The following is a 13,472-nucleotide window of genomic DNA, read 5'->3' as shown; positions in this document are numbered from 1 at the left end:
ATCTATTCCATTAATTTCTTAACATAACTTACAACATACTTGCCAGACTCCATTTTTTCAATAATACCTTCTATATCATTATCTTCAAAATAAAGTTCTGTCATATTGTTATGTGGAGTTGTATATATTTTTGTACTATCATACCATACATCTACATCCTGCAACACAAGCCCCTCAGTCATTATTACATTACCTTGTCTTATATCCATCATTCTCATATATATTGACACTTTCGAATAAACCCAAACTGCTATATTCTCACTTTTCAAGAATGAACTGCAAATATTCAATATCCATTACTTCTGGATTCTTCTCAGCTATTTTCTGAATAAAAAAGGCTGCCAAGTTCTTGTTTAGTTCAAAAAGATAACCCATATTGCCATTTCCACATTTATCAAATGGCGAATACTTCACATTACAATACTCCAAAATAGTATCTTTATATGCACCATGTTTAAGTGGTTTTTTTAACACATGATAATCACAATCAACTCTACGTCCAGCTTTTTCCCAGTTAGTCCAATCACCTGTAGTATGATCTGGTCTTGCACTTTCTTCAAATGCTGCAGGATATGCGAACTTGATCACTTTATTTGTAAACTGGACTGTAATATATTTATCATCCTGTTCTGTAACAATCCCTATCCCTAAAGCGCCTGTATGTTTTACTTTTTTATTTATTAAATTAACCACTATGTACCTCCACATTTTTTATTACTTGTATTTTTCTATTATTCATAATTTCCAACCTCGATTGCATGCTCTATTCATTATATACTATCCCAATCACAATTATCGCAACGAAAAAAACCACTCTCTAAATAATTAGTTTCTTAAGCCTGCCTTCTCTGTCAATATTCCGTTTAAAACGCAACTTATATTCGCTACTATTATTTAAGCCATTATTTAAAAATCGCCTTAATTTCACTACACTAAATTGCTCTTTTAGCTTTCTCTGCTTGTTCGCTTTTGTTGCAATAACTTTTGAGTTAAAAGTTATTTTTTTCAATCTAGGTTCCTAGTAATTTTAGATTATCATATAATGTGTCCAATAAAAATACCTTAATTAGAAAAAATTTCCCTTATGTTACTGTTCAGTCTCTAGCCAGAATTCCTCTCTCGTAATCCTGAGTAATTATATCCAGCATAGCTGGTGATGAACATTGAAAAGTGAATATTATTCGAAATGAATAGATGAGTATTAGAAACAGACACAACTGTCGCTATGTCTAAAAAAATGTATAATAACCAAAAGATTATACCACTTCTAAAATCAACTTTCGTAGGGCGGATTTATAGGACAAATCCCATGCATCATGATGTTATAGAGGTAGCTGTACCACATCTTACCAGAGCGGTGTCTGCCGTTTTTTAATAAAAATTGACCAGTACACCCTTATGTTCATAGAAATTGTTTTGTCCATTCCCAAGCCCTCCTATGACAAAAAATATATCATTTGCGTGCAACATTTACAATACAATTCTCCACAACCTTAATATAAAATAACATCCACTTTGCATAGATTACTAACGAAAAGTAGCTGCTTATTCTTACAAATTATTCTTCATAATTTCCAAGTAATTCTCCGGGAAACCAATCAAATTCAAATCAATATCACTTCTATATTCATCTATCACCGTTTCCACTGTCTGTACCAAAGATTTCTTACTTTCTTCATCTGGGAGCCTTTTTAGTAAAACCAGTGTATACGCAAACAATGAATTATTCTTTATCTCTGGGTGTTTCCGTAAAAAGGATGTTGTAAACTTTGCCGGTGGATTAAAATCCGTATTATACATTCTTGCTGCATGCGCACATTTATTTCGTAATACCGACAGACAGTGCAGATGATTTTCTAATGTATCCTTACTTACTCCGACCATACTGGCTATGGCATCCTTTTCTGAATAATACATAGAACTGTACAGCTTGGACATATTAGAAAATGACATCAATTCCACAATAACCCACAGTGGCATTTTACTAGAATACTTTGTTTTATGATGCTTTACAATCAGACTGTCTTTATAATAATTCTGCTCTCTTCCAAAGGTCTCCATCACTTCTTTGTAACCTTTTTTATTATAAAAATTGTTTTCATCGTAATGCTGATCATAAGGTGCATCTGTACATTTTGCGATTGAAAATCCATAGGCTATCTGCGTCCTATAATAAACCTCTGCTTTTTCAATATACCGGCGAAATGTATCACGTAATATTTCATCCACTTTATAAAGATGATACACCGTTTCAAATGTAGTTCCATCTATATAATCGCTGCCAGAAGGATCTTTCCTAAATTGTAAAGCATAACCTGTAAACCGATAATAATTTACTTTCTTCAAAATGTCCTTGGCTTCTTCTCTATCTGAAATAACCATCCCATGTGCAACCAACTTATTCAACTGTTCATCGAAGGTCAATGGCTTTTTCAAATCCATAAAATCACTCCTTAACGTAAAAAAGCTGAGCACAAGACTCAGCCTGGTCCCCAATGTCCAAAAGACTTCGGGCAACTCTGTTACATATAGTATATTCAAAAGCGCAGAAAAATGCAATAGATTTTGTAATTTTTTACCGCGTAATTTATTAATTTATTAAAATCTAATTTATTAAAAATCTGCAATTCCTGTCTCTAAGTAGTCTATTACTACTAAAGAATTATCCCAAAACATTTGCCTTCATTTCATCTCCGGCTCAACCATTAGTAGTTGAAATCGTAGTATTTTCAATACTTTCCGCCACATTCTGTTCTGTGTTACCCAAATCTGCGAGGGTATGCATTATTTTTTCTCCATTACGCTTTTGTTATATTCCTCTTCTAGTCCCCACCGCTTGCAGTTCTCTGCCAATTTCGCCAGAGAATATCTGAAGTAATCCATTGGCTGTTCCTTGGTAATCTCTACGGCGAAACGAAGATTTTTATAGGTATTCTTCATTGCCCAGATGACATCCTCACATGGCGTTCCTTCGGGAATTCCCTGCACCGATTCATCCATATAAATCACGTTTTTGGCTCCTGCTTGATACATAAGATCAAGATAAGCTTTCTTTTCCACTTCATTTAGCTTCTCGTGAATAAAAATAAGCCCTTCGCCGTATCCCATAAAAGAAGACTTACCCAGATATTGGCATAGCATCTGCTTTAACATTTTTTCTGCACATGTATAGTCGCTGACTCTTCCCAATATAATTGGAGAAGAAACAATAGAATTAGCCGGAAGAGTGTAAATAATGTCCTCACACTCTTTTCCGACTTTTATTATTTTCCCTGTTTTTTCAAAAATGATCAGAGATTTCTCATCATATTTTACTTTTTTCTTATAATCATAGATCTTAATATCTGCACAAAGCTCTGTAGGATTAAACATTTCCATTAGGACACCTCCTGCAACTGCTCAAATATTTCATCCCATTCTTTCTCATCACGCCACTCATCATTTTCTGGAATTACTGCTTCTCCGTCAGAATTATACTTAGTATTATCTAGTGCCAATTTATATGCTTTTTCAATATATTGAATCATTGTATTTTTCTCCTTCTCAATTCATGTTCTAAACCCTAATCATTAGAACTTCACTACTTCCGGTTCATGTGTAAATGATGAGAATGTCGCTGTCGCATTCTTAAAATAGAACACCTCTGTATTTCCATCATCTGCTGAATACATCTTCTGTAAAGATGGATATGCATCAAGCATTGACTGTCTTGCTTCTTTTCTATCGTCTTCTACAAGTTCTCCTGATACACGTAGCCATTCGTCATTTTTAAATGCGCAGATTTCTACTTTTGGATTTGCGTGAATCTGCTTTGATACATCCTTTATCTTACCAGTTTGAATATACAATTTATTTTCAAAAATATGAGCTGTTCCAAATGGTCTTACTCTTGGCTGGTCGCCTTCAACTGTTGCTAAATAATATGTTCCTGCCTCTTTTAAAAATTTTACCACCTGTTCCATAATATAATCCTCCTATGTTTTGATTGAATAAATCCATTATATTAAAATTTACTTCAATAGATATTTTTCAAATGCTTTGCGAGTGTCAAAATGAACCTCTTTAAAAAACAAAATTAACCAAATGATGAAAGCCGGAATAGCCATATATGGTGATATAAAAAATGACATTACAGCTCCTATTAACATTATGACAGTCCATACCAGACACTGATTTCTAATATCACGAGAAATGTATGCTTTATCATACAAAGCTTGTTCTTCTTTAGGCAGTGAATTAAATCCTGAAACAAATATAGCCGCTTTCTCTTTCAATATTGCAAATAATGCTCCTATAATAGCAAATATTATAGCCAACACTCCACACATCCAAAATCCTTCATTCATAATAGATACCTCAACATATTCCAATTTGTACAGCAATTGCCTTCGTTGTTTCGTAAAATTTACCAACTATACCATAATATATCAATAATAGAATTATACCACCGTCTTCCCTCTTAAGCAAATACAATTCCATATATTCATCAATTCCAGTATATTCCCTCCTAGTATATTTCCCAGACCACAGTAACTATATCTGTAACATCTATATCGTCTGCCTCGATATCTATATCATATGCCTCTGGTGCTCTCATTTTTAATTCAGTACACTCCATTAATCTCATTTCATCCAATGGCTTTGTCACAAAATCTATCTCTCCCCATGAATAATCAATTGTCTGTATCTCACCTAATTTCACGTTTGCTGCTGCTGTAAGCACCTGTGCCTTTTGAATAGAATCTTCAATCGCTTTATGTAACAGTTCATTTTTACATTTTTCTACATCAGCTACTGTATATTCAATAGAAAACTCTGGTTTTAATGAACTGTGAACCAAAGCATATAGCACCTGTCCCAGCTTTTTGTTATCAGATGCAAACTCTATTTTCATTCGGTGATTATATTCATAACCCTTAAATCTTTTTTTCCAGTGCTTATCTTGATAGCTTTCATATTCTGTATCAACATTAAAATATACTGTTTTAAGGTCTTTTCTTTGAAATCCAAGTTTTTCGAATAAATCTTTGAGTAATTCTGTATCTTTAGTTGACCTGCGAAGTGTATCTTCATATTCTTTGCAAAGTTCTTCCATATTAATATATAACCTAATCATATCCGGCTTTACAGCTATTTTCCCTTTTCCAGTAACTTTAATTGTTCTCATCATCTCTGCTCTTCCTTTCATTCTTATAATATTCATATCTGTTGTTTAAAAGCTCAATCATCTGATTTGTCTAAGTCTACCCACTATCATTTGAATAAATGTTCACACCCTGGCAATCACATGTTCAAACTCTTTAAGAACATCAGTCATCGGTCCCTTATCAATCATGTTTTTACACTCTTCAATAAGCACTTTAGGTATTCCATAAAATGCTTCGGCAATGCTACCAGTAATTGCTCCAAGTGTGTCCGTATCTCCACCAAGTGATATTGCATTACGCACTGCATCCTCAAAATCTCTGGATTCCAAGAATGCAATAATTGCTTCTGGCACTGTTTCCTGACAGCTTTCAACATGATGGTAGTAAGGTCTGATATCATCCAATGTTCTATTCAGATCATAATGAAATTCTCTCTCGATATAAGCTTTGATTTCTTCTTTTGAAGAACCATTCCTTGCCATATATATTGCACTGGCTGTAGCCTCTGCACCCTTTATACCTTCTTGATGATTATGTGTCACATTCGCTGTAGCTCTTGCCACCTCTCTTGTTCTTTCAATTGAATTATAAAGCCATCCTGCTGCTGATACTCTCATGGCTGAACCATTACCATAACTTCCATATGGCTTTGGATTTTTTTCTTTAAGCCAATGTCTGAAGCTTCCACCATAACCTGCATGTGGATATCTTTTTCCCCAATTCTGCATGTTAGATGCTACCGCCTCTTCAATTTCCTTTACTGTAGCTTTAGTTCCGACTGCAAGAAGAGCCTCTCCAACTGCTATTGTCATAACAGAATCATCTGTAAAGCCGCAGCCTTTACTAAATAAATCAAAGTTCTTTGTTTTATCACCTCTGTCAAATTCAAATGGGCTTCCAATAATATCTCCTAAAATTGCTCCGTACATATATACCTCCAATCCCCGAATTACTCCGGCAACTCTCTTTCTTTGTCACAATATAAGTATAACTTAATATCATCTTTATATGGTCGCTGTCTTGGCGACACTTTTAGAAAAAAATAAACGCCGATACCATAAGTACCGACGTAACATTTACTAATCAATATTTACTAATGAGCATTTATACTCCAAGAATTTCATTCGTATATTTAAACAAAGTCACATTCAGTTGTATAATATCATACTGCTTATCTATTATAGCTTTCTGTACAATCAAATCCACCTTACTACTTGGACTAAATGCCCAATCTGCTCTGGCAAGCAAGTCTTTTGACTGTTCTAGATCAAGGTGCAGTGCAATACAGAGTGCCATCACAGTCTTTTTCTTTGGATGATAGTTCTGGTCACACTGAATCTTTGAAAAATGTTTCCTATCAAGGTTTGCCCTTTTCCACACATCCTTATTATCAAGATGTGCTTCATCTATCAGCTCAAATAATCTGTCATGAAATGAGACTCCAATATTTGCAAGCTGCTCTTCCAAAGAAATATCTGCTGATGGCATATCGGGCTGTGCTAACCTTGTATCTTCATCAGGTGGATAGTTATCTTCTGCCTTTCTTTGAAGCATCTTCTCATAGAACGCCTTTCCTGGCAATTCTCTCATACGGACACTGCTTATGTTTCGCAATGGATATTCTTTTCTATGACTTTCCCTGACATAATTAGCATCTATATATGAATCAATATCACCTACAATCTGACTAGAAAGCTGAAAAGACCTTTTATCAAACACTACAAGTATAATTTCAATCTCATTTTCAGTAAGAAATTGGCTGAATACTGACACAGCAACCTGTAATGCCTTATCCTTTGGAAATCCATACACTCCTGTCGAAATTAATGGAAAGGCAATGCTCTCACACTTAAGCTCCAACGCTTTTTGCAATGATTTACGATAGCAGTCCTTTAGGATTTCAAATTCATGGTGAAGTCCATCTATCCATATCGGTCCTACTGTATGGATGATATATTTTGCCTGTAAGTTATATGCACCGGTAACAGCAATGTCACCTCTTTCAATCTTACCAATACCTGCTCTTTCAGCGAGAAGTTTTTCTTTTCCTGCTGCCTTATATATTGCTAAGTCCGTGCCACTTGCACATATCGGATTCGGATTAGCAGTATTCACAATCACATCTGCTTTTACCTTTGTTATATCATTGCGGATTATCTTAAATGACATTATACACCACCTATCTTCTAATTCTTATCCTGTCTGTTCTGCCTTATACTTTTCCTGTTATTTGTTACAGTTTTCGCCAGCTTTTGAACATTCTGCGAAATATTATTTTTCCCTTATATACTTGAACTTTCTTCGTAACTTCATTACATCCAAAAATTATCATACTAAGGAAGAAAAAAATAGTAAATAAAGTAGCTAAATAATTGGCCAGTGTTTTACATTTAGGTAATCCAAAAGCACAAATACAAAGTGTGCAAATCAGGCTTACTATAATACATATAATACAAAAAATTTTATACCCTCTTTTCATGCACACACAATACTTCAATGATTCCATTCTTCTTCCTCCCTTATTTTAAATTTATGATAATTAACCATTCAGTCTGCTTAACAGCTGACCTACCGTACAGCCTAAAACCGGATGTCTGTGATATGGTGCAATCTGTGCCATTGGAATTAATACAAAATCTCGATTCTGCATATCTATATGTGGCACTGTCAATGTTGGTGTATCTATGATACAGTCATCATAAAATAAAATATCCAAATCCAATGTTCTAGGTCCCCAATGTATAATACGTTCACGTCCAGCCTCTGCCTCAATTTTGTTAAGAAGCTTTAGCAATTCTTCCGGATACAGTAATGTCTTAATCTCTAATGCTCCATTTAAAAATACATCCTGTTCAACACCGCCATAAGGCTCTGTAGTAATATAATCTGACACCTTTATTACCTTACAATATGGATGTTTTTTTAATTTTTCTACAGCCTCGTCAAGATATGCTTTTTTATCACCCATGTTTGAACCAGTAGCAATATATGCTTTGTGCCATCCTCTTGATATTTCAACACTAACACTATCTACCGGAATTGCAATTGGTGCCCATGGTTTTTCTATTTTCACATCCACTTTTTCTGCCAAATCATACTTAAGCAATAATTCTTTTGCAAGTTGTTCGGCAACTGTTTCAATCAGTTTAAATGTATTATCCTGAAAGAACTTTATAATATCCTGGCTTACTTCTCCATAATTTATAGAGCATGTCAAATCATCTGTTAATCCTGCTTTTCGGGTATCGACATATAGCACAACAGAAACAAGAAATTTCTGTCCTAATATATTCTCAGCTTCAAAAACACCATGCTTTCCAAACACAACTAATCTATCAATTGAAATTTTATCCATTCTAAACTCCATTTTCCTTTGTTATTTTGACAAAATTGCCTCTGTCATCTTAATAATTCTATAATTTTCTTTTACATCGTGAACTCTTACAAAAGAACAGCCTTTCATGACACCGATAACTGTCGTTGCCAATGTTCCCTCTACACGCTCATTCGCCGGCAAATCAAGTGTCAGACCAATCACAGATTTTCTAGATGTTCCAAGTAATATAGGATAATTAAGCTGTTTCATAATCTCAAGATGATTAATAATCTCAAGATTCATTTCATAAGTTTTACCAAATCCTACACCTGGATCTAACATAATCTTATCATCGGGTACATTAGCTTTCTTTGCAATTGCAATACACTCACTAAGATCTCTAATAAAATCTTTTTGAAAATCATCATATACTGCTTCATTCCTGTTATGCATAAGACAACATGCCGCATTATATTTTGCTGTATATGCTGCGACTTCCGGGTCATGCTTAAATCCCCAGATATCATTTACAAGATCTGCACCGGCCTGTAATGCCGCAAGTGTAACCTTTCCTTTATAAGTATCAATTGAAACCGGAATATCAAAATGCTTTTTCACTGCCTCAATTACTGGTGTCACCCTTGCAATTTCTTCTTCCTCAGAAATCACTATATGTCCTGGTCTTGTGGATTCACCTCCGATATCAATGATACCCGCTCCATCCTGTATCATCTCTTCTGTATGTCTTAATGCTGCATCTAGTGTATTAAATTTACCACCATCCGAAAAAGAATCCGGTGTTACATTTAAAATTCCCATTATATAACAGTGGTTGTTTAAGTCAAATTCTTTGTTTCCTATTTTCATCCTGCTCTCCATTCCGCAGGCACTTTAATTACCAGCTAATCGCAAACCAAATTAAATCAATTCCACGATAATAATAGTATTATAATGCCTGCCAATTATTAATAATCAATTTCCAGATTCATCTTCTCTTTGTTCCAGTTACATTCTGCCTGCATAGCACATGCAAAACAGTTTCTTGATTTCTTATCTGCCCAATACAACATTTGATATAAAGGCTGATAAGATTCTGTATCTTTTGTACGATGATGTATGATAAATTCCTTTATCATGCCAATTTCGTCTTTTGTAAAACCACAATCTGGCAAGATTATGTCACACAGAGCTGCACCCGCCTTTTCATGTGGGATGTTCTTTTCTATCTGATCTATTCTTCCAATATCATGCATAAATGCTGTTGCATATATAACCTCTTTAGATATAGACAATTCATGTTCCATCGAATATATATACATCAGTCTTGCTACATCTAAAAAATGCTCTAATGTATGATTACAAAATCTTCGATGTTCCTCTGCCTTTTGCAACGTATTATATTTTTTCTGATATAGTGGATGTCTATATATCGAATTCACACGTTTCATGCTTTCACCATCTGTAAAAATGTCTGCTGTAATGAATAATCATGTTCAAACACACCTCTTGTCACGATAGTTGACGTAAGCGTTCCTGGTTTTTTAGCACCTCTCATTGTCATACACATGTGCTCAGCTTCAAGTAGCACCATTACACCTTTTGGCTCAAGATATTTTTCAATTGCATCTGCAATTTGTACTGTCATATTTTCCTGTATCTGCGGTCTTCTTGCATATACCTCTACTGTCCTTGCAAGTTTGCTCAGTCCTGCTACTTTTTCATTCGGAATGTACGCTACATGTGCTTTTCCATAAAAAGGTAACAAATGATGTTCACATACTGAATAAAATGTTATATTCTTTTCTAGTACAATATTATTATTCTCAGCACTAAACTGTTTCTTCAAATGTTCCGCCGGATCCTGACACAATCCTCCAAATATCTCCTCACACATTTTGGCAATACGCTCCGGTGTTTCAAGTAATCCTTCTCTTTCTACATCTTCACCAATTCCTTCTAATATAAGCCGGACACCTTCTTTTATTTTTTCACTATCCATCTTTTCCTCTTTTCTTATGCAAAACAAAAAGCATTCAAAACCGTTCTCAGGAAATGAATGCTTTATATTTTCTGACAGCGGATGCGAAGGCACATCGCAAATTCACTTTACAGGAATTCTTCGTCCAATGGCAACTTCCCGTCCATTGGCACTTTACGCATGACTTCTACTCTGTTCACATATATTTATTTTTTACATTTTTTACTATATCCGTTACGTTACCAATTGTCAATCCTGTTTTTAGCCAAATAAGCATCTTATAAGATTAATTTTTAAAAAAACATAACTTCCATAACTTGTTGTAATTTACTTTTGTTATTTTTACTTACAGTTTTCTTCTCATCTTCGCAATCTTCTTCATCTTTGCTGCATGATTGCTCTCTTTATGTAATTTCTTATATACCTCATATCTCTCTTTAGATAAAGTACCTCTCTTAAGTGCTTCTTTTACTGCACATCCAGGCTCTGTATCATGCTTGCAATCGCTGAATTTACAATGAGTTTCAAGTTCTGCAATATCAGAAAAAGTCTCATCAATTCCATCATCCACATCACACATTCCAAGTTCACGCATACCAGGTGTATCTATTATTCTTGCACCATTTTCAAGTTCAATCATCTGTCTGTAAGTAGTTGTATGACGTCCTTTAGAATCACTTTCTCGTATCTTTGAAGTCTTCATAACCTCCCCTTTACATATAGCATTCACTAAAGTTGATTTACCAACACCAGATGAACCAAGTATTGCTATCGTCTTATCAGGTTTAAGATACTCATCAAGTTCTTCAAGACCGATTCCATACAATGCACTGATTGTATGAACCTTAACTTTGTCTGAAAGTTCTTCAATCTCTCTTACATATCTTCCCGGATTATTGCATAGATCAACTTTTGTAAGAATGACTACAGGAATACTTTTTCCCTGAAGTGTTATGGATACATATCGTGCAATTCTATTAAAGTTATAATTGTTATTAAGTGACGCAACTATAAATACATAATCACAATTAGCAACCATTACCTGCCCATTTATATTTCTTCCATACGTCATTGAATGGTCAGAAGGATATGGTCTTTTTATCACACTCTTTCTCTCACATACTGACGTGATAATACTGTCACCATTAGGATTATATATGAATGTTACATAATCGCCAACTACAGGAAACTCACTTTCTGTATGATAAAAAGAACCTTTTAATTTCGCATTTATCTCTTCTTTTAAATACTTTATTACATAGCTGTTCTTCTGTACTTCGCAAATAGTTCCAATTTTTTCTTTTGCTTCACAATCATTTTTTGTTTCTTTTTGAATAATAATCTGACTCATTTTTTCTCCTTATACCAGGATATTTTTAGATATATTTTTTCTCTAATCTAACAAAATATCATTCTGGCTCATATTCTATACATTTTTTTTGCTACATTTTATGTGCATTTTTTCTTGTATGAATATGTTCCTCTGATATTAATCAAACAGACATACAAAGCTATAATCTCACTTTGTACAATAGAATTATTTTAATAAAAAAGCCGTAGCAAAATAAGCCACGGCTAAATATACTTTAGATATACATTCTATATATTCTCTATTAATCTGATTAATACGCACATACCGAGGTAAAAACAACATATTCAGTTCTATTATTCTCTCTTCTTACAATAGCCATCCTGCATTACCTCTCTTTCATTCATATTAATCTTATTACTTTTTCTAGATCTTTTTTATCATATCACCATATATTATTTATGTCAATCTATCAGTTACCTCACAATCATATGTTTCTTATTTTTTATTTTCTATCTCTATATGTTCTACATCTTATTTCTGTATGCCATATATCCATATTTTCTATATTCTTATCCCTAGAAGTCTGAAGATTAGCCTAATAATACCTGATGTATTCTTTGATATATTCTCATTTTTCTCAAGTTCATCATACTTCTCGCCTTCTGTCACTCTACTATATGCTGTTTTTTTGGTTGTAACTTCATGATATTGATCAAAATCAAGTAATCTGTTTAGAATCTTTACCACCAGTACTACCACCATAATTCCTACAACAACACCTATTATAGTTATAATATTACTAACAATTCCACGTCCTGTGAGAGTTGTTAACATCGCAAATATTGCCATTACTATCAAAAACGCAACCGCACCAAATATTATCGAAGCCATTACTCTTGTAATCATATAGATAACTTTTCTAAATGGTTCTATTCTCTTGTCTTCTCTGTCTCTTTTATTCTCATTAGCAATAACTCTTGCATACTCAACATCATCCATATATTTTTCGCATGCTTCCTTGTATGCGTTTACATATACAGCTCCTAGTTTTTCTTCCATTTTATGTAAGATCTGCTCTTTATTATTATCATTTGCCAAAGAAACCAATGCAATCTCTACATTATCTCCAGTTTCTACTATTCCTGCCAAATCACTTTGTTTAGTTAATTTTCCAAGTGTTCTTAAATTTATATAAGTCTTACGATATCCATTCATTCGAAAAACATCTAATTCATTGCGACATGCTTTTGCACTTCCTGATTTTATATTATCTCTAACTTGCATATACGCATATTTTTTCAATTCTCTAACTGCTTCATCTAAGTAATTATGACAGTCTGCTTTCGTATAATGTGCCTGTGTTCTTCTCTTTATCTGTTCATTATACTCAGCTCTTTTCTGTTCTTCTGATACTCTTTGTCTCTCTTCTTCATCCATTTTTCTTACAAAATCATCTTTTGCTTTTCTAAGCGGTGCCATCTTCGCATATGCCTGACATTTCTTATACTCTTTATCAATCGCAGCTAGAAGCTTAGCATTCTTAGGATCTTTATAATCAAACTTTGTAAGTAATATTCTGTATTGATTTTTTAAATCTTCCAATGAATCTGTCTGCCTAAAATAAGCCATAACTAATACCTCCTTTTCGATGTATATCGGCTATATAGGCTACATATTCATATATTGTAATCACAAATCAAGTTTCACATAATGACAATA

General features: G+C 33.9%; 16 protein-coding genes and 1 riboswitch. All 16 genes read right to left on the bottom strand.

The annotated features are described in order from the left end of the window. Window positions 1–2: 2 nt before the first annotated feature. A complete protein-coding gene (locus tag KQI85_RS12890) occupies window positions 3–218 on the bottom strand; it encodes a hypothetical protein (protein WP_253293893.1) in 216 nt (71 codons plus the stop codon). A gap of 40 nt (window positions 219–258) precedes the next feature. Continuing rightward, window positions 259–693, bottom strand: coding sequence for a hypothetical protein (locus KQI85_RS12885; RefSeq protein ID WP_216576491.1), 435 nt, complete (start codon window positions 691–693; stop codon window positions 259–261). An 858-nt stretch (window positions 694–1,551) separates the two neighbouring features. Further along, window positions 1,552–2,442, bottom strand: a complete 891-nt coding sequence (locus tag KQI85_RS12880) for an Abi family protein (protein WP_216576490.1) — start codon at window positions 2,440–2,442, stop codon at window positions 1,552–1,554. A 342-nt stretch (window positions 2,443–2,784) separates the two neighbouring features. Beyond that, window positions 2,785–3,378 (bottom strand): rod shape-determining protein, encoded by a 594-nt coding sequence (locus KQI85_RS12875; RefSeq protein ID WP_216576489.1) that lies wholly within the window; start codon window positions 3,376–3,378, stop codon window positions 2,785–2,787. Continuing rightward, window positions 3,378–3,527, bottom strand: coding sequence for a hypothetical protein (locus KQI85_RS12870; protein WP_216576488.1), 150 nt, complete (start codon window positions 3,525–3,527; stop codon window positions 3,378–3,380). Before KQI85_RS12870 ends, KQI85_RS12875 begins: the two co-directional genes overlap by 1 nt. 42 nt (window positions 3,528–3,569) lie before the next feature. Further along, window positions 3,570–3,962: a pyridoxamine 5'-phosphate oxidase family protein gene (locus tag KQI85_RS12865; protein ID WP_216576487.1), complete on the bottom strand. Its 393-nt coding sequence runs from the start codon at window positions 3,960–3,962 to the stop codon at window positions 3,570–3,572. Window positions 3,963–4,010: 48 nt separating this feature from the next. Then, a complete protein-coding gene (locus KQI85_RS12860) occupies window positions 4,011–4,346 on the bottom strand; it encodes a DUF3784 domain-containing protein (protein WP_216576486.1) in 336 nt (111 codons plus the stop codon). Between the two features lie 161 nt (window positions 4,347–4,507). Beyond that, the gene (locus tag KQI85_RS12855; protein ID WP_216576485.1) at window positions 4,508–5,170 is read right to left on the bottom strand and encodes an SIMPL domain-containing protein; all 663 of its coding nucleotides are present in this window, start codon (window positions 5,168–5,170) and stop codon (window positions 4,508–4,510) included. Between the two features lie 99 nt (window positions 5,171–5,269). Further along, window positions 5,270–6,076 carry an ADP-ribosylglycohydrolase family protein gene (locus tag KQI85_RS12850; protein WP_216576484.1) on the bottom strand — a complete coding sequence of 269 codons (807 nt, stop codon included), beginning with the start codon at window positions 6,074–6,076 and terminating at the stop codon, window positions 5,270–5,272. A gap of 175 nt (window positions 6,077–6,251) precedes the next feature. Next, window positions 6,252–7,316 (bottom strand): macro domain-containing protein, encoded by a 1,065-nt coding sequence (locus KQI85_RS12845; RefSeq protein ID WP_216576483.1) that lies wholly within the window; start codon window positions 7,314–7,316, stop codon window positions 6,252–6,254. Window positions 7,317–7,686: 370 nt separating this feature from the next. After that, window positions 7,687–8,502: a 2-amino-4-hydroxy-6-hydroxymethyldihydropteridine diphosphokinase gene (folK, locus tag KQI85_RS12840; protein ID WP_216576482.1), complete on the bottom strand. Its 816-nt coding sequence runs from the start codon at window positions 8,500–8,502 to the stop codon at window positions 7,687–7,689. Window positions 8,503–8,523: 21 nt separating this feature from the next. Next, entirely contained in the window at window positions 8,524–9,330 is an 807-nt protein-coding gene (folP, locus tag KQI85_RS12835) for a dihydropteroate synthase (RefSeq protein WP_216576481.1), read from the bottom strand. A gap of 98 nt (window positions 9,331–9,428) precedes the next feature. Next, complete coding sequence (locus KQI85_RS12830; RefSeq protein WP_216576480.1) at window positions 9,429–9,911, bottom strand: HD domain-containing protein; 483 nt, start codon at window positions 9,909–9,911, stop codon at window positions 9,429–9,431. Beyond that, the gene (gene folE, locus KQI85_RS12825; protein WP_216576479.1) at window positions 9,908–10,462 is read right to left on the bottom strand and encodes a GTP cyclohydrolase I FolE; all 555 of its coding nucleotides are present in this window, start codon (window positions 10,460–10,462) and stop codon (window positions 9,908–9,910) included. Before folE ends, KQI85_RS12830 begins: the two co-directional genes overlap by 4 nt. Before the next feature lie 73 nt (window positions 10,463–10,535). After that, a riboswitch (THF riboswitch) is annotated at window positions 10,536–10,638 on the bottom strand. Window positions 10,639–10,787: 149 nt separating this feature from the next. Beyond that, window positions 10,788–11,792, bottom strand: coding sequence for a ribosome small subunit-dependent GTPase A (rsgA, locus tag KQI85_RS12820; protein WP_216576478.1), 1,005 nt, complete (start codon window positions 11,790–11,792; stop codon window positions 10,788–10,790). 522 nt (window positions 11,793–12,314) lie between these two features. Further along, window positions 12,315–13,382 carry a hypothetical protein gene (locus tag KQI85_RS12815; RefSeq protein ID WP_216576477.1) on the bottom strand — a complete coding sequence of 356 codons (1,068 nt, stop codon included), beginning with the start codon at window positions 13,380–13,382 and terminating at the stop codon, window positions 12,315–12,317. Window positions 13,383–13,472: the final 90 nt, after the last annotated feature.

Source organism: Falcatimonas sp. MSJ-15, assembly GCF_018918265.1.
Taxonomy (GTDB): Bacteria; Bacillota; Clostridia; order Lachnospirales; family Lachnospiraceae; genus Falcatimonas.
The sequence above is the reverse complement of the archived record's forward strand: the minus strand, read 5'-3'. Positions and strand labels throughout refer to the sequence as shown.